This window comes from Streptomyces fagopyri, from assembly GCF_009498275.1.
GTDB lineage: Bacteria > Actinomycetota > Actinomycetes > Streptomycetales > Streptomycetaceae > Streptomyces > Streptomyces fagopyri.
Map to the genome: position 1 here is coordinate 1,241,163 of NZ_CP045643.1, position 15,061 is coordinate 1,256,223.

Here is a 15,061-nt window from a genome sequence, read left to right on the forward strand (position 1 = left end):
CCCCGAAGCCCCGACGGACGGACCCGAGGACGGTGTCCTCGGGTCCACGGGAGGGTGTTCCGGGTGTTCCGGAGCCCAGGTTCCGGGGCCCACGGCAGGTTTTCTCGGGTCCGCGGCCGGTGTCCTCAGGTCCGCGAGAGGTGTCCTCCGCTCTCGGTGACGGTGATGGCGCCCACCGGGCAGGCCCGCGCGGCCTCCCGGACCAGTGGGTCACCGTCGCCGTCCGCGCGGCCGGGGAGCACCTCGCTGAATCCGTCGTCGTCCTGCGTGAAGACGCTCGGTGCGGTCAGCGCGCACTGTCCCGCGCCGATGCAGACGTCCTTGTCGATGGCGATGTCGATGGTCATGCCTGTCAGCCTCTTACCAGGTCACGGGGAGTTCCAGCATCCCCTGGATCGTGTCGCCGGGTTTGAAGGGAATGTCATCCGCGGGGGCGTCCAGCCGTAGTCCGGGCAGCCGGTCGAACAGCGACAGCAGGGCGATCTCCATCTCGGCACGCGCGAGGTTCTGGCCGAGGCACTGGTGGATGCCGAAGCCGAACGCGACGTGGTGACGGGCCGAACGGTGCCAGTCCAGGGCGTCCGGCTCCGGGAAGGTGTGCTCGTCACGGTTGATGACGGAGGTCGAGAAGACGACTCCGTCGTCGGCGCGGATCGTCGCCCCGGCCACCTCGATGTCCTCGGTGGCGACCCGCAGCAGCCCGTCGGCGATGGAGAGGAAGCGCAGCAGCTCCTCGACGGCGGCGGGGACGAGCGTCGGCTCCGTGCGCAGCTCCGCCAGTTGCTCCGGGTGCCTGAGCAGGGTGAACGTGCCGAGCGAGATCATGTTCGCGGTGGTCTCGTGGCCGGCGACCAGCAGGATCGTCGCCAGGCTGATCAGCTCCTCGCGGTCCACCGCGCCCTCGCGCAGCCGGTCCTGGATGAGCTCGTCGAGGAGCCCGTCGCCCGGTTGCTTCTGCTTGTGGTCGATGAGCGACCCGAAGTAGGCGTCCAGTTGATCACGGGCGTCCTGGGTGTCCGCGGCGGCGGGGCCGCGCAGCAGCCTGCGGGACTGCTCCTCGAAGAACTCGTGATCGGCGTAGGGGACGCCGAGCAGTGCGCAGATCACCATCGACGGCACGGGCAGCGCGAAGTCGCCGACCAGCTCGGCGGGCGGGCCCTTCTCCTCCATCGCGTCGAGCAGCCGGTCCACGGTCTCCTGGATGCGCGGGCGCAGGGACCCGATCCGCTTGAGGGTGAAGCTGGGGACCAGCATGCGGCGCTGGGTGTGGTGCGCGGGGTCGTCGAGCCCCAGGAGTGCCACCCGGCGGTCGCGGGCGGAGGCGAACCGCTCCGTCGGCATCGGGAACGCCGGACGGGTGCGGTCGGACGACAGCCGTGGGTCGGTGAGGAGATCACGGGCGGTGCGGTGGCCGGTGACCACCCACACGCTGCGGCCGTCGTACAGGGAGACCCGCGACAGGGGGCGCGCCTCGCGCAAGGGGTCGTAGGCGGTGGGCGGGTGGTAAGGACACGTGCGGTCCTGGGGGAAGGCAACGGATTCTGTCATGAGTGACCTCGCATGCGATGGTTCCCTCTTACCGATCTTGCCGCTCTCATTAGATGCCCCAGGCATCTACAGAGCCACTCGAAGTTCGGCCAGATGCGCCGGTCGGGCGGTCTGGCCGAACGCCGTCGCCCGGCGGGGCGCCGGCCGGGCTCCGGTGGGCCGGCGGGGCGGCGCACCGCGGTGCCCATGGCTCGAACCGCCCGCACCGGCCATGCTGGACGCCCGTCGCACGTGGCTCGGCGATGTCCCTGGCGACCCCGGAAACGACCCTCGTAATTCGGTTGCACGGGCCGCCGCCGAGGCCCGAGGATCTGCGCATGTCCATGTTCGAAGCCTTCCTGCCGCCGACCTCCGCCGCCACTCGTCCGGTGCGGGTCCAGCAGCAGCCCGGCCGACCGCGGAGGCCTACGCTTCCCCGATCGTGACCGCCGCGCTCGTCGCGGGGCTGCTCGCGGGCTATGGCATCGCCATCCCCGTCGGAGCGGTCGCGACCTATCTAGTGTCCCTCACCGCTCGTACGTCACTGCGGATCGGCGGGTCCGCCGCCCTGGGCATCGCGACCGCCGACGGGGTGTACGCCCTGGTCGCCGCGCTCGGGGGTGCCGCCCTCGCCGCCGCGCTCCAGCCGGTGCTGGTGCCGTTGCGCGTGGCGTCCGGGCTGGTCCTGGCCGCCCTGGCGGTACGCGGCGCCGTCACCGCGCTGCGCCAGTACCGCGAGCGGCGGCTCACCGCCCGCTCCACCAAGGATCCGGCGCACCCGGCGCGGGCGTATCTGACCCTGCTGGGCATCACCCTCCTGAACCCCACCACCATCGTCTACTTCGCCGCGCTGGTCCTCGGCAGCCGTACGTCCGAGGCGGTACGGCCGCTGGAGCAGGGGGTGTTCGTGCTCGCCGCGTTCGTCGCGTCCGCGAGCTGGCAACTGCTGATCGCCGGGGGCGGCGCGCTGCTGGGGCGGGTCCTGACGGGTCACCGGGGTCGGCTGGTGACGGCGCTCGCGTCCAGCACCGTGATCATGGTGCTCGCGGTGCGGATGCTCGCGGCGTCGCCGTGACCACGCGGACTCGCAGCGGCCGGCCTTGCTGCCTCGGCTGCCTGCCTCGCTGCCTCGCCTGGTCGCCTGCCCGCCTGGGTCGACGGTGACCCTTCGTCCTGCTCCGCTCCACCGCGACGCGCCGCGCGTATCCGCCGCGTCGGCGGCCGACGTCACCGGTCGCGACGAGGTGCCGCCGGACCGCCCGGCGCGCCCGGACCGCCCGGCGCGCCCGGCCGGGCGTCGGCGCGGGGTGCGAAGGCGCGGGCCACCGCGAGGCTGTCCTCGTACACGTGATGCCGTACGACGAGACCGTCCTCGACCGTCAGGTGCAGGGCGAACCGGGCCCGGTAGGGGCGCCCTGTCACCCGCGCCGTCTGCCGGATCTCTCCGAGGACCACGGCCTCCGCACCGTCGACGAGGATCCGTTCGACCGTGGTGTCCGCTGCTCCGGGCAGGTGGTGCGCTCCCAGCTCACGGAAGTGGTCGGCCGCGTCGGCACGGGTGGACCGCGGACGGATCCACGGGGTCGCGGCGCGCCCGTGCTCGTCCCGCGGCCAGTCGAGCTGCCAGTCGATCCGTTCGGCGTAGAGCTCGGCGATCCGTTCGGGGAGGCCGGAGCCGATCCGGCGCAGCAGCTCCTCGGTCACGGCACGGGTCGTCGGAACGTGTGTGGTCACTGCCGGCATGGGGGCCGCCTCCGCGTGGTCTTCGTCCGGGAACGTCCCCACCGTCCCGCACGTGTCCCGCGTCCGCGATTACCCGCGGGGTCATGATGCGGATGAATCACGTCCGCACTGGTGTTGAATCATGCCGAGACAGGACCAGTACGACGCGAGATGGGACGGAAGTCATGCCTCTTGAGGGTGAGTACGAACCCAGCCCGACGCAGTGGGTGCGCGAACAGGTGGAGCTGTACGAGAGCTCCGGTGGCACCGAGGGGACCACGCTTCAGGACACGGGACTGCCGGTCATCATTCTCACGACCCGCGGTGCCAAGAGCGGCAAGATCCGCAAGACCCCGCTGATGCGCGTCGAGCACGACGGCCGTTACGCGGCGGTCGCCTCGCTCGGCGGAGCCCCCAAGCATCCGGTCTGGTACTACAACGTGAAGTCCGATCCGCACGTCGAGCTCCAGGACGGCGCCCGGCGCCGGGACCTGCGGGCGCGTGAGGTCACCGGCGCGGAGAAGGACCAGTGGTGGGAGCGCGCGGTCGCGGCGTACCCCTCGTACGCCGACTACCAGAAGAAGACGGACCGCGAGATCCCCCTCTTCGTGCTGGAGCCGACGGACTGATCTTCGTGCTGGAGCCGACGGACTGAGCGGCCCGGACGCGCGGGCGGCGACGCACGGCGCGTGACCGGGGTCCCGGCCGCGCCCGACCGGGGGATCCCGGCGCTGTGCGCGCCGAGGTCCTCGAAGGGGGCCCGGGGCAGCCGCCGAGATCCCGCGGACATGCCGCGCAGGAGCCGTCGCCCTCCGGGCAGCCCAGAGTCAGGCCCCGCCGCGTTCCCCTCTCGCGTCGGGGCCTTCGGCGTACCCGTCCCCGCGCGACGCGGACCGTGCCGCCGCCGCGTCGGTCACGTCGAGGAAGATCTGGTCGGCCTCGGGCACGGTGTGCGCGACGGAGCGTTTGATGCGGACGGCGACCTCCTCGACCTCCTCGCTGTCCAGACCCGGTACGAGGTCGATCCGCGCGGCGACCAGGGTCGAGTCGAGGCCGATCTCCATGGTGAGCAGCGCCTCCACACTGTCGATCTCGGGCTGCGCCTCCAGCAGGGCGCGTATCCGGCCGCTCGATTCGGGGTCGGCGGCGCGGCCGATGAGCTGCTCGCGCGCGTCGCGGCCCAGCCAGAAGGCGACGCCCACCAGAAGCGCTCCGATGGCGAAGGACGCGGAGGCCTCCCAGACGATCTGCCCGGTGATCATGTGCAGTGCCATGCCGGTGATCGCGAATGTCACGCCCAGCACGGCGGTGCCGTCCTCGGCGACCACCGTGCGCAGAGCGGGGTCGCGCAGCCTTCCGGCGCCGCCCTGCCCACGCACCTGGTGGAGCGCGCGGAACAGGGACGCGCCCTCGGCGAGCAGGGCGACGACCAGGACCGCCAGCCCCGCCACATAGCCGCTCGACGACTCCTCGCCGCCGTTCTTCAGCGCCTCGAAGCCCTGGAAGAACGAGAAACAGCCGCCCATCACGAAAATGCCGACGGCGGCGAGCAGCGACCAGAAGAACCTCTCCTTGCCGTAGCCGAACGGGTGCCGGCTGTCCGCGGGCCGGCGGCTGCGGCGCAGGGCGGCGAGGAGGAAGACCTCGTTCAGGCTGTCGGCCACGGAGTGCGCCGCCTCGGAGAGCAGCGCGGGAGAGCCCGTGAACAGTCCGCCGACCGCCTTGGCCACGGCGATCAGGAGGTTCGCTCCGAGGGCCACGAGCACGGTCAGACGCGTCCCGTGGTCCTGACCCTTCGGCTTCGGTGACGGCTCCGACCGCGCCGGCTCCCTCGGTTCCGTGGATTGCGCCGACGGCTTCGGCCGGTCCGACCGGTCCTGCGATGTCCGATTCACCCCGTCCGGTTGCCCAGGCCCGCGCGGCTCACACTTCGGCGGACCGTGCCGCCCTCTTCCAGACGTCCGGATTCGGTGGCACCGTCGTCTCGGACCACAGGAGGAGACCCACATGCCCAAGAAGCGGAAGAAACTCAAACTCCCTCTCGCCTACAAGCCGCTGGGATTCGCGCTGGGCTGGGCGAGCGGAGCCCTGGCCGGGCTGGCCTTCGAGGCGGCGTGGAAGGCGGTGCGTCACGAGGAGGACGCGCCCGACGCGCTGGACAAGGACCGCGGCTGGGGTGAGGTGCTGCTCGCCGCGGCCCTCCAGGGCGCGCTGTTCGCCGTCGCCCGCAGCGCGGCGGACCGCACGGGCGCGAAGGCCGTCGAACGTTCGACAGGGGTCTGGCCGTCCCCCGGCAAGGGCAAGAGCAAGGGAATCCGGGGTGGCGGGAGCTGACGACCGTGTCCGCGGGGCCGGGGGCGACGGCGGGTTCAGCCCAGCTTCGGCGCCATGGTGGGCGTACGGCACAGGGTGAACGAGTGCCCCGCCGGGTCGGCGTAGCCCCGCTCCTCGAAGGGTCCCGCGGCGTCCTTGGTCTCGATGGGGCGGCCGCCGAGACCGATGATCCGGCGTTCCGCCTCGTCCAGGTCCGTCACCTGGAAGTCCAGGTGGGCCTGGAGGGAGTTCTCGGGGCGCGGCCAGCTCGGCGGCGTCGCCGTGAGGTCCCTGCGGAACCCCATCCGGGTCCCGTCCGCGCCCCTGATGTCGATGCGGTTCGCGCTCGTGTCCGTCTCCTCGCCGTCGAGGAGTTCCCGGTAGAACGCGGCGAGCTTCTCGGGCTCGGCGCAGTCCAGCACCACCACGCCTGCCATGACCAGTGCCATGCTTCCTCCGTAGGGGATCGGGGGCGCGGCCGCCTGGGTCGTCGCTGCCCCGCGCCTCCCGGATACCCCGTCCCACGGAATCAGTCGTCCACGAGCCACTCGCCGTCCCGCATGAGGTCACGGCCGGCGATCTCGTCGGCCTCGCGCCAGGCCTGCACCCGTCGCGGGGTGACCCGGAAGTAGAGGTAGGCGGTCGTGAGACGGCGCGGGTCGAACCCGGTCCGCTCGGCGAAGGCGTCGCCGACACCGGCCGGCAGACCGGCTGGTTCCAGCGTCTCGGCGACGCCGTCGACGACGACCACGTCGCGGGTGGGCCCGAAGGCCAGCCGTACCGTGCCGGTCGCGCGCAGGTTGCGGCCCGTCGGACTGGCGCCGGGCGTGGCCAGTAGCACCGTCGTGCCGTCCCAGAGGTAGGACAGCGGGATCAGGTAGGGCGCCGCCCCCTCGAGATCCGCCGTGGACACCCAGACGTCGACGTCGTGTTCCAGCCGGTGGAGCGTGTCCTGCGTGCGCTGCTTCAAGGTGCGGGCGGGCGGGGTCATGTGCGGTCGGCCTCCTGAGGGCGGTGGGGAAGGGCAGGCCCGTGGGATGACGAGGGAGCATCCGGCGGTGGGACGGGGCCGGGGTCCCTCCGGCCCCGTCCACGTCGACGTCCGTCGGGTCCGCTACGTCCGCGGGGGCCGCCGGATCTCGTCCAGCCGGGCCGCCGCCGCGGTCAGCAGCAGGTCGAGCGCCTCGGGGTAGGCGCTGCGCCGCATGTCCGCCACCAGGTGACGCGCCGTCGCCGCGATGTGCGGGTGCGTGTCGGGGGACAGTCGCGCGTACGTCGCCCGCCACACCCCCGCCTCCGCCTCGCGAGCGGCCCGGGGAAGGGCCACGCTCGCCGCGTCGAGGGCAGCGAAGGCCAGCGACTGGTCGACGAAGGCGTGGTAGATCCGTACGGCCTCGGCGTCGGGAAAACCGGCGCCGCGCAGCACACCGAGGATCGTCTCCACCGCGGCGATCTCGTGGACCCGGCCCGTGACGCGGTACGTGCTGAGCACCGCGGCCTGCGGATGGGCGAGCGATCCGGAGTGCATCCGCAGGCCGAGGTCGCGCAGGTCGGCCCGCCAGTCCCCGGTGGGACGCCAGGTGCGCAGCGTACGGCCGATGAGTTCGTCGGCGATGGCGAGCAGCAGGTCGTCGGTGTCGCGGAAGTACCGGTACAGCGCGGTGGGGTCGGCGCCCAGGGCGAGGCCGAGGCGGCGGACGGTGAGGGCGTCGGCGCCGTGCTCCTTGAGCAGCCGCAGCGCCGTCTCGACGATGAGCTCCTCCGAGAGGACGACACCCGTCTTGGTGGGGCGTCTGCGCCGCCGGGCGGCGGGTGGGACGACTCGTTCGGCCATGGGCTCTCCCTCCGGTGCGGGCACCTTATGTCAACGGCGTTGACCTGTTAAGGCTCCGAGCAGTTTCATTTCCGGTCATCGGGCCGGAATCAGGCCCCGGGTGCGATCGGAGCAGCCATGACGCAGAAGCCGTACGGTGCGGATCCCCCGTCCCTGCGCAAGTCCCTCGGTGTGGTGGACGGCGTCGCGATCGCGGCGTCCAGTACGGCGGCGACCACCAGCATCGGCATCGGGCTGGGGGTGACGGCGGGCGTGGTCGGTCTGCATCTGCCCGCCATCATGCTGCTGGCCTTCCTCCCGGTCCTGGGGATCGCGGGCGCCTACACCCGCCTGAACCGGGTGGAGCCGAACGCGGGCAACGGCTATGTGTGGGTGGGCCGTTCACTCACTCCTTGGTTGGGTTTCCTGGTCGGCTGGGTGAACATCGTTGCCACCGTGGCCTTTCTGGCCTACACCACCGCCGTGACCGGCTCGGCCGTGATCCAGCTCGCGGGCGAGGCGGGCGTGCACGAGGTGGCCGGGTTCGCGCTGGACCCGGGCTCCACCGCCCAGACGACCGCGGTGGGCGTCGTGGTCCTGGTCGCCGTCACCCTCACGGCGGTCACCGGGGTCAGAACCGCCGCCCGGTTGCAGAGCGGGCTGCTGGTCTTCGAGTACGTCGTCCTGCTGGGCTTCTGCGGATACGGCATCGTCACCGGTCCGCACGCCTTCCGGCTGAGCTGGTTCGACCCGTTCCAGATCCCCTCGGCCACGGCCGTGGCGCAGGGCATGCTGCTGTCGGTGTTCTGCTACTGGGGGTTCGAGGCGGCGTTCACCGTGAACGAGGAGGTACGTGACCCCAAGGACGCCTCACGGGCCGGGACCATCACCCTCCTCACGATGCTCGGACTGTTCCTCCTGGGCTCGGTCGCCTTCCAACGCGTCCTGTCCGAGGACGAGTTGGTCGGGCATGGCGCCCAGGGGCTGGCGTTCTTCGGTGACCGTCTCGCCTCCATGCCGCTCGCGGCGCTGCCACTGGTGGCGCTGATGTTCTCGGCCGTCGCCTCGCTTCAGGCGGGCGTGATCCCGACGGCCCGCGGGATGTTCGCGATGAGCCGGGACCGCACGCTGGGTCCGGTGTGGTCCAAGGTCAGCTCCCGGTACGGGACTCCGGCGGCCGGGACCCTGCTGATCGGCGCGCTGGCGGCGGCGGTGGCGGCCCTCGCCCTGGTCATCCCCCGGCTCGCCGACATGATCATGGCGACGGTGAACGCGGTCGGGATCGTCGTCGCCCTGTCCTACGCGCTCACCGCCCTGGCGGCCGCGGCGCGCTTCCGCGGCCTGCTGCGCGAGGACTGGCGGACGGGGACACGGGCCGTGGTGCTCCCCTCCCTGAGCGCCGCGGCCCTGCTCGGCCTCGGTGGATATCTCGCCTGGTCCTTCTACACCTCCACCGACCATCTCGAAGTCAGCGCGGACAACGGGTGGTTCCTGCTCCTCGTGCCCACCCTGATGATCGTCTCGGGATTCGTGGCGGCCGCCTGGGCCAAGTGGGTGCGCAGATCCCCGTACTTCCGCACCGGCCGCGTTACCGACGCGGACTCCGCCCCCGTGCCGGCCGCACTCCGCTGACCCCTCCCCCGCACTGCCGACACCCGACCAAGGAACGGACACATGCACGCTGACCTCCTGTTCACCGGTGGACCGGTCCTCACCCCCGAGGGCCCCACCGTCACCCCGGTCGCCGTCACCGGCGACCGGATCACCGCCGTCGGGGCCGCGGCACGGGATCTGACCGGCCCCCGCACCGAGGCCGTCGACCTCGCGGGACGGCTGCTCCTGCCCGGCTTCCAGGACGCGCACCTCCACCCGGTCCCGGCGGGGCTGGAACTCGCCCGGTGCGACCTGACGGGCGCGCGCACCGCAGAGGAGACCGTGCGCGCCGTCCGGGCCTACGCCGACGCGCACCCCGACCGGGAGTGGATCACCGGCGGCGGCTGGTCCATGGAGGCGTTCGAGGGCGGTACGCCGACGAAGGAGGTGCTGGACGCGGTCGTGCCCGACCGGCCGGTGTACCTGCCGAACCGGGACCACCACGGCGCCTGGGCCAACAGCCGCGCCCTGGAACTGGCGGGTGTCACACGCGACACTCCCGACCCGGCCGACGGACGCTTCGAACGGGACGTCTCGGGCGAACCCACCGGGATGCTCCAGGAGGGGGCCATGCGGTACGTCGGCCGGCTCGCTCCCCCGGCCACCCCGGCCGACCGGCTCGCCGCGCTGCTGCGCGCCCAGCGGCACCTGCACGCGCTCGGCGTCACCGCGTGGCAGGACGCGCTCGTCGGCTCCTTCGTGGGAATGGAGGACCCCTCGGACGCGTATCTGGCAGCGGCCCGCGAGGGCTCGCTCACCGCGCGGGTCGTCGGCGCGCTGTGGTGGGACCGGGAGCGCGGGGCCGAGCAGATTCCCGAACTCGTTGCGCGGCGGGCCGCGTTGAGCCACGGTCGGTTCCGCGCCACCAGCGTCAAACTGATGCTGGACGGCGTCGCCGAGAACGGCAGCGCCGCCTTGCTGGACCCCTATCTCGACACGTGCGGCTGCGTCACCGCCAATCGTGGCACCCGTTTCATCGATCCGGCCCGACTCCCTGCGTACGTGGCCGAGTTGGACGCTCTCGGCTTCCAGTGCCACTTCCACGCGCTGGGCGACCGGGCCGTACGGGACGCCCTGGACGCGGTCGAGGCGGCACGGAAGGCGAACGGTCCGAGCGACACGCGTCCGCACCTGGCCCACCTCCAGGTCGTGCACCCCGACGACGTACCCCGCTTCGCGCGCGTCGGCGCCACGGCCAACATCCAGCCCCTGTGGGCCGCGCACGAACCGCAGATGGACGAGCTGACGATTCCCTTCCTCGGGGCCGAACGAGCCGCCCGGCAGTACCCGTTCGGCTCGCTGCTGCGGTCCGGGGCCCGGCTCGCGGCGGGCAGCGACTGGCCGGTCAGCAGTCCCGACCCGCTCCAGGGCATCCATGTCGCGGTCAACCGGGTGGCCCCGGACGGCACGGGGCCGGTGTTCCTGCCGGCCGAACGCCTCGGACTGACGGCCGCGTTCACCGCGTACACCGCGGGCTCCGCGTACGCCAACCATCTCGACGACACCGGGAGCGTACGGGTGGGGGCGCTGGCGGATCTCGTGGTGCTGGACCGCGACCCGTACGCCGGGGCGCCCGAGGAGATCGGCGCGACCGGGGTCGCGCTGACCTACGTGGGGGGTGAGCGCGTCCACGAGGCACCGGGCGCCTGACGGCGGCGGGCCGCGGCGGTGAGGGCTCGCACGAGGCCGCGGTGACGAGATCGCGGCGCCGGGATCACGGTGAGGGGGCACGGTGGCGGGGCACGGCGGCCGGGAGGCGGTGGCGGGACGCGGTGGCGGGGCACGGTGGCGGGGCACGGTGACTAGGTCACACCAAAGATCGTTTAGGCTCTGGGCAGTTCCGAGACATGCACAGGTCGTCAACTCTGTTGGTGGCGCGCGTAGTTCGGGCTGCCGGGCATCGACTCCGATCGCCCGTTCGCAGGGGCGGGGGCCTGTGAATCGTCTCGAGAAAGGGCGCCGATGCCACAGGACGTCAGGTTCGACCTCCCCTTCAGGACCCCGGTCAGCGCACACCTGGAGTCAGCCCGGGAACACCATCTGCGCTGGGTGTGGGAGCGCGGTCTCGTGCGCTCCCGGGCCGGGTTCGAGGAGTACCGCTCCTGGGACCTTCCCGAGGCGGCGGCCCGGACCTACCCGCACGCCTCCGCCGACGACCTGGTCGTCCTGATGAACTGGTTCTCGCTGGCCTTCCTCTTCGACGACCAGTTCGACACCGCGAGTCCGGACCGCGCGGACCGCATAGCGGAGGTCGCCCGGGAGCTGATCGCCACCCCGCTGCGTCCGGCGGGCACCGCGCCCCGCGTGGTCTGCCCGATCACCGTCGCCTGGGCCGAGGTCTGGACCCATCTCTCGCACGGCATGTCCCTGGCGTGGCGGACCCGCTTCGCCGCTTCGTGGGGACGGTTCCTGGTCGCGCACACGGAGGAGGTGGACCTGGCGGCCCGGGGCCTCGCGGGGACGCTGGGCCTCGCGGAGTACGCGGAGTTCCGCCGCCGCACGGTGGGCATCCACCACAGCATCGACGCGGGTGAACGCAGTCGCGGCTTCGAGGTGCCGCCGCAGGTCCAGGCGCACGAACTGATGGTCCGGATGCGGGACCTGGCCGCGGACACCATCGGGTTCATGAACGACATCCACTCCTTCGAACGCGAGAGGCGCCGGGGCGACGGCCACAACCTGATCGCCGTGCTGCACCGGCAGCGCGGCAGCACCTGGGAAGAGGCCACGGCGGAGGCCTACCGGATGACCAGGGACCGTCTCGACGAGTACCTGGCACTGGAGGCGCGCGTCCCGCGGATGTGCGAAGAGCTCGGCCTCGACGCCGAGCAGCGGGTCCGGGTGCGGATGGGCGTGGAGGCCATCCAGCACTGGATCAGCGGGAACTACGAATGGGCGCTGACCTCGGGACGGTACGCCGCCGCGAAGGACGGCCCGGCCGTGACGGCCGAACTGGCCGGCAAGGGATCGCTGGACGACCTCCTGGTGGTGTGACACCCCGGCGAACCCCTGCCGTCCGCGCCGAAGACCCGGCCGGGTCACCAACCCGCCGGGTCGACTGCCCGGCCGGGTCACCAGTCCGCCGGAGCAATTGCCCGGCCGGGCCCGCGAGCCTGGCCGGTCCCTACGTCCAGCCGGTCCCGACGACCGGCCGGGCGGGACTCCCGTCCCAGCGGGACACCCGTCCCAGCGGTACACCCGTGCCGGCCGGGGACCCGGCCGTCATTCCTCCTCGGTCCGCGCCGCGAACTCGACCGGCAGCCGGTCCAGTCGGGCCTCCCACGTGGACGCCGTCGAGGTCAGCTCCCCGGCCGGAACGGCCAGCCGCAGGCCCGGCAACCGGTGCAGCAGGACGTCGACGGCCGTCCCGATGATGGCCTGGCCGATGCCCTGTCCGGGGCACTCGTGCGCGCCGCCGCTGAACGCCAGGTGCGACTGGTTGCCCCGCACCGAGACACCTGCGTCGGGCCGGATCTCCGGGTCCAGGTTGGCCGCGCCGAGGGCGAGCACCAGCAGGTCGCCCTCCTTGATGCGCCGGCCGGCGAGTTCGAGGTCCACGGCGGCGAAGCGCCCCGGCAGGACGGCGAGCGGCGGGGTGTTCCACAGCACCTCCTCGACGACGGCGGAGACGTCGAGTTCCCCGCCGACCAGCCCGGCGAGCCGCGAGGTGTCGGTCAGGACCAGTTGGAGCACGCGGGCCAGCAGATTGCTGGTGGTGGTGTGCGCGGTGATCAGTACCAGACGCAGATGGCTGAGGATCTCGTCCGCGTCGAGACCCGCCTCGTGCGCGATCAGCCCGGTCGTGAAGTCGGCGCCGGGCTCGGCGCGTTTGCGCTCGGCGAGATCCGCGAGGATACGCATGATCAGGTCGTTGTGGGCGAGGGCGTCCTCGCCGCCCTTGATCACCTGGGCGCAGGAGACGGCGAGGTTGCGCCCCTCGGCCGCCGGAAGTCCGAACATCCGGGTCAGGACGAGCATCGGCAGATACTCGGCGAACTCGCTCACCAGGTCGGCGCTGCCCCTGCCGGCGAACGCGTCGATCTGCCGGTGGGCGAAGTGCGCGACGTGACGCCGGATGCCACGTCCCGCGAGGGCCCGCAGGTTGTCGGTGACCGCGCCGCGCAGCCTGCGGTGCGGCGCGCCGTCCTGGGACACGCAGTCGGGCCGCCAGCCCAGCATCGGGATCAGCGGTGACGTGTCGTCGACACGGCCTTCCTTCCGGTCCCGCCAGACACGGGCGTCCCGGCTGAACTGATGCGCGTTGTCGAGCACCCGCCGGTTCTCCCGGTAGCCGAGGACGAGCCAGGCGGGAACGTCGCCCTCCAGGACAACCGGGGCCACCGCCCCGTACTCCGCGCGCAGCCGGGCGTAGATCCCGTACGGATCGGTCGCCGACCCCGGTCCGTACAACCGGGTCGGACCGCCGCCGTCCGCCGCCCCGCCGTCCGCGCGGCCGGGGTCGCCGCCGTCCGGGCGGACCGGTGCGTCATCGTCCGGGCGGACCGGTGTGTCATGGCCCACGAGGTCGGGGACGCCGGCGATCGCGCCACCGATCGTGCCGTCGTTCGCATCGCCGCGTCCCTCGCCATGCGCTTCGCCATGCGCTTCGCCGTGTGCGACCGGGCAGCCGCGGGGAGCACCGGGACCGTGCGCGAGCCGGTCGTTCATCGCGTCTCCCGAGCGGCGGCGGAGCGTTCCTGCAAGTGGCGTACGAGCGCGATGAGGACGTCACGGCTGGAGATCCGGTCTCGGGCGTCGCAGGCGACGATCGGGGTGTGCGCCGGAAGGTCGAGGGCGTCGCGGATCTCCTCGACCGGATGCCGCGGCGAGTCCGGGAAGACGTTCAGCGCGATCACGAAGGGCACGTCCTGCCGTTCCATCTCCTCGATGGCCCGGAAGCTGGAGGCCAGCCGCCGGGTGTCCACCAGGACGACCGCCCCGAGGGCGCCCTTGAACAGGCCGTTCCACAGGAACCAGAACCGCTCCTGGCCCGGTGTCCCGAACAGGTACAGCACCAGTTCGTCGTTGAGGGAGATCTTGCCGAAGTCCATGCTGACGGTGGTCCGCGTCTTGCCGGTCACACCGATCAGGTCGTCGAGGCCGGCGCCGGCCTCGGTCAGCGACTCCTCGGTGGTCAGCGGTTTGATGTCGCTGACCGAAGCCACCAGGGTGGTCTTGCCGGTACCGAAGCCGCCGGCGATCATCACCTTCACCGAGCGGGGGCCGCGGTCCGGCCCCCGGCCGGGACGGTCAAAGCCTTTGGAGTCCACGGAGTACCTCCTCGAGGAGCGCGCGGCCGGGCCCGCGACCGGTGTCCGGCGCCGGTAGGGGATGGCGGGCCTCGACGCGGTCCGCGTCCAGCAGATCGGCCAGGAGCACCGCGAGAATGTTGAAGGGAAGTCGGAGGTGGGCGCCGAGTTCGGCCACCGAAAGCGGCTCACGGCAACGCCGGAGGATCTCCTCGTGCTCGTGCTGCATGCCCGGGTCGGGTACGCCGCGGGAGACGATGAGGGTCGCGACGTCGAGGCCCGCCGCCGGACCGCCGCCCGGCCCACTGCGTCCGCCGGTGAGGACGTAGTAACGCTCAAGGCCGGACGGGTCCGTGGGCCGGCGGGGCGCACTCATCCAGAGTGCTCCTCCAACCGTGGCTCGGTGCCCAGGAGTTCGCCCATCCTGCGGGCCAGATCCCTCATCTGGTGACCGAGAAGGCCCTGGTCGAGGCCTTCCCTGGCCAGCACCCCGAGGTAGGTCTCCACCCCGGCGCGCACCACGAACAGATGACCGCCGTCGACCTCGATCATCGCCAGCCGCAGCCCCCCGGCGTAGCGGGGGAACTGCTCCGCCACCGGCTGGGCCAGCGCCTGCAGACCCGCGACCACGGCGGCGAACCGGTCCACGTCGTCGGGGTCGTCGGCACCGTAGGAGGTGATCGCCTTGCCGTCGCTCGAAGCCACGAGGGCGAAGCGGATCTCCTTGATGCTCTCCGTGAGGTCGCGAAGCGCCCAGCTCACGTCGGTTCCCTGTTGCGTCATG

Annotated in this window: 17 protein-coding genes; 6 read left to right on the plus strand and 11 right to left on the minus strand. The window is 72.3% G+C overall.

The window, feature by feature from the left end; translation table 11 throughout:
- Positions 1 to 125 precede the first annotated feature (125 nt).
- Together GFH48_RS05265 and GFH48_RS05270 are read right to left on the minus strand one after the other, a co-directional pair.
- Positions 126 to 347, minus strand: a complete 222-nt coding sequence (locus GFH48_RS05265) for a ferredoxin (RefSeq protein WP_194280500.1) — start codon at positions 345 to 347, stop codon at positions 126 to 128.
- A gap of 13 nt (positions 348 to 360) precedes the next feature.
- Positions 361 to 1,548 carry a cytochrome P450 gene (locus GFH48_RS05270; protein ID WP_153287133.1) on the minus strand — a complete coding sequence of 396 codons (1,188 nt, stop codon included), beginning with the start codon at positions 1,546 to 1,548 and terminating at the stop codon, positions 361 to 363.
- A gap of 421 nt (positions 1,549 to 1,969) precedes the next feature.
- Here GFH48_RS05270 and GFH48_RS05275 point away from each other — a divergent pair, with 421 nt between their 5' ends.
- Entirely contained in the window at positions 1,970 to 2,602 is a 633-nt protein-coding gene (locus GFH48_RS05275) for a LysE family transporter (protein ID WP_153287134.1), read from the plus strand.
- Between the two features lie 152 nt (positions 2,603 to 2,754).
- On the opposite strand, the gene GFH48_RS05280 is transcribed toward GFH48_RS05275, so the two are convergent.
- Positions 2,755 to 3,261, minus strand: a complete 507-nt coding sequence (locus GFH48_RS05280; protein ID WP_407698611.1) for a nuclear transport factor 2 family protein — start codon at positions 3,259 to 3,261, stop codon at positions 2,755 to 2,757.
- Between the two features lie 173 nt (positions 3,262 to 3,434).
- Between GFH48_RS05280 and GFH48_RS05285 the strand changes: the two genes are divergently transcribed.
- On the plus strand, positions 3,435 to 3,878 hold the full coding sequence (locus tag GFH48_RS05285) for a nitroreductase family deazaflavin-dependent oxidoreductase (protein WP_153287136.1): 444 nt from the start codon (positions 3,435 to 3,437) through the stop codon (positions 3,876 to 3,878).
- Positions 3,879 to 4,076: 198 nt separating this feature from the next.
- Here the strand turns inward: GFH48_RS05285 and GFH48_RS05290 are convergent, their stop codons facing one another.
- Positions 4,077 to 5,258 carry a cation diffusion facilitator family transporter gene (locus GFH48_RS05290; protein WP_153287137.1) on the minus strand — a complete coding sequence of 394 codons (1,182 nt, stop codon included), beginning with the start codon at positions 5,256 to 5,258 and terminating at the stop codon, positions 4,077 to 4,079.
- On the opposite strand from GFH48_RS05290, the gene GFH48_RS05295 reads away from it, so the two are divergent.
- On the plus strand, positions 5,257 to 5,583 hold the full coding sequence (locus GFH48_RS05295; protein WP_153287138.1) for a DUF4235 domain-containing protein: 327 nt from the start codon (positions 5,257 to 5,259) through the stop codon (positions 5,581 to 5,583). The genes GFH48_RS05290 and GFH48_RS05295 overlap by 2 nt on opposite strands.
- 35 nt (positions 5,584 to 5,618) lie before the next feature.
- On the opposite strand, the gene GFH48_RS05300 is transcribed toward GFH48_RS05295, so the two are convergent.
- The 3 genes from GFH48_RS05300 to GFH48_RS05310 form a co-directional block, all read right to left on the minus strand.
- Positions 5,619 to 6,011 (minus strand): VOC family protein, encoded by a 393-nt coding sequence (locus tag GFH48_RS05300; protein WP_153287139.1) that lies wholly within the window; start codon positions 6,009 to 6,011, stop codon positions 5,619 to 5,621.
- Positions 6,012 to 6,091: 80 nt separating this feature from the next.
- A complete protein-coding gene (locus GFH48_RS05305) occupies positions 6,092 to 6,553 on the minus strand; it encodes a pyridoxamine 5'-phosphate oxidase family protein (RefSeq protein ID WP_153287140.1) in 462 nt (153 codons plus the stop codon).
- Between the two features lie 123 nt (positions 6,554 to 6,676).
- Entirely contained in the window at positions 6,677 to 7,396 is a 720-nt protein-coding gene (locus GFH48_RS05310) for a TetR/AcrR family transcriptional regulator (protein ID WP_153287141.1), read from the minus strand.
- 117 nt (positions 7,397 to 7,513) lie between these two features.
- On the opposite strand from GFH48_RS05310, the gene GFH48_RS05315 reads away from it, so the two are divergent.
- The 3 genes from GFH48_RS05315 (at position 7,514) to GFH48_RS05325 (ending at position 12,022) form a co-directional block, all read left to right on the plus strand.
- The gene (locus GFH48_RS05315) at positions 7,514 to 9,007 is read left to right on the plus strand and encodes an APC family permease (protein WP_153287142.1); all 1,494 of its coding nucleotides are present in this window, start codon (positions 7,514 to 7,516) and stop codon (positions 9,005 to 9,007) included.
- Positions 9,008 to 9,049: 42 nt separating this feature from the next.
- Positions 9,050 to 10,678 (plus strand): amidohydrolase, encoded by a 1,629-nt coding sequence (locus GFH48_RS05320; RefSeq protein ID WP_153287143.1) that lies wholly within the window; start codon positions 9,050 to 9,052, stop codon positions 10,676 to 10,678.
- A 312-nt stretch (positions 10,679 to 10,990) separates the two neighbouring features.
- The gene (locus tag GFH48_RS05325; RefSeq protein ID WP_153287144.1) at positions 10,991 to 12,022 is read left to right on the plus strand and encodes a 7-epi-alpha-eudesmol synthase; all 1,032 of its coding nucleotides are present in this window, start codon (positions 10,991 to 10,993) and stop codon (positions 12,020 to 12,022) included.
- A 228-nt stretch (positions 12,023 to 12,250) separates the two neighbouring features.
- On the opposite strand, the gene GFH48_RS05330 is transcribed toward GFH48_RS05325, so the two are convergent.
- The 4 genes from GFH48_RS05330 to GFH48_RS05345 are packed head-to-tail and all read right to left on the minus strand — an operon-like array spanning position 12,251 to position 15,060.
- Entirely contained in the window at positions 12,251 to 13,696 is a 1,446-nt protein-coding gene (locus tag GFH48_RS05330; protein ID WP_228120369.1) for a cytochrome P450, read from the minus strand.
- Entirely contained in the window at positions 13,693 to 14,298 is a 606-nt protein-coding gene (locus tag GFH48_RS05335) for a GTP-binding protein (RefSeq protein ID WP_153287145.1), read from the minus strand. The genes GFH48_RS05330 and GFH48_RS05335 overlap by 4 nt, the downstream gene beginning before the upstream one ends.
- Positions 14,279 to 14,653: a DUF742 domain-containing protein gene (locus GFH48_RS05340; RefSeq protein WP_153287146.1), complete on the minus strand. Its 375-nt coding sequence runs from the start codon at positions 14,651 to 14,653 to the stop codon at positions 14,279 to 14,281. Before GFH48_RS05340 ends, GFH48_RS05335 begins: the two co-directional genes overlap by 20 nt.
- Positions 14,650 to 15,060 (minus strand): roadblock/LC7 domain-containing protein, encoded by a 411-nt coding sequence (locus GFH48_RS05345; RefSeq protein ID WP_153287147.1) that lies wholly within the window; start codon positions 15,058 to 15,060, stop codon positions 14,650 to 14,652. Before GFH48_RS05345 ends, GFH48_RS05340 begins: the two co-directional genes overlap by 4 nt.
- Position 15,061: the final 1 nt, after the last annotated feature.

Excerpts from the sequence above, each read along its gene's own strand:
- GFH48_RS05265 (WP_194280500.1), bottom strand. The coding sequence starts at position 347 with ATGACCATCGACATCGCCATCGACAAGGACGTCTGCATCGGCGCGGGA.
- GFH48_RS05270 (WP_153287133.1), bottom strand. The coding sequence starts at position 1,548 with ATGACAGAATCCGTTGCCTTCCCCCAGGACCGCACGTGTCCTTACCAC.
- GFH48_RS05285 (WP_153287136.1), top strand. The coding sequence starts at position 3,435 with ATGCCTCTTGAGGGTGAGTACGAACCCAGCCCGACGCAGTGGGTGCGC.
- GFH48_RS05295 (WP_153287138.1), top strand. The coding sequence starts at position 5,257 with ATGCCCAAGAAGCGGAAGAAACTCAAACTCCCTCTCGCCTACAAGCCG.
- GFH48_RS05290 (WP_153287137.1), bottom strand. The coding sequence starts at position 5,258 with ATGTGGGTCTCCTCCTGTGGTCCGAGACGACGGTGCCACCGAATCCGG.
- GFH48_RS05300 (WP_153287139.1), bottom strand. The coding sequence starts at position 6,011 with ATGGCACTGGTCATGGCAGGCGTGGTGGTGCTGGACTGCGCCGAGCCC.
- GFH48_RS05305 (WP_153287140.1), bottom strand. The coding sequence starts at position 6,553 with ATGACCCCGCCCGCCCGCACCTTGAAGCAGCGCACGCAGGACACGCTC.
- GFH48_RS05310 (WP_153287141.1), bottom strand. The coding sequence starts at position 7,396 with ATGGCCGAACGAGTCGTCCCACCCGCCGCCCGGCGGCGCAGACGCCCC.
- GFH48_RS05315 (WP_153287142.1), top strand. The coding sequence starts at position 7,514 with ATGACGCAGAAGCCGTACGGTGCGGATCCCCCGTCCCTGCGCAAGTCC.
- GFH48_RS05320 (WP_153287143.1), top strand. The coding sequence starts at position 9,050 with ATGCACGCTGACCTCCTGTTCACCGGTGGACCGGTCCTCACCCCCGAG.
- GFH48_RS05325 (WP_153287144.1), top strand. The coding sequence starts at position 10,991 with ATGCCACAGGACGTCAGGTTCGACCTCCCCTTCAGGACCCCGGTCAGC.
- GFH48_RS05330 (WP_228120369.1), bottom strand. The coding sequence starts at position 13,696 with ATGAACGACCGGCTCGCGCACGGTCCCGGTGCTCCCCGCGGCTGCCCG.
- GFH48_RS05340 (WP_153287146.1), bottom strand. The coding sequence starts at position 14,653 with ATGAGTGCGCCCCGCCGGCCCACGGACCCGTCCGGCCTTGAGCGTTAC.
- GFH48_RS05345 (WP_153287147.1), bottom strand. The coding sequence starts at position 15,060 with ATGACGCAACAGGGAACCGACGTGAGCTGGGCGCTTCGCGACCTCACG.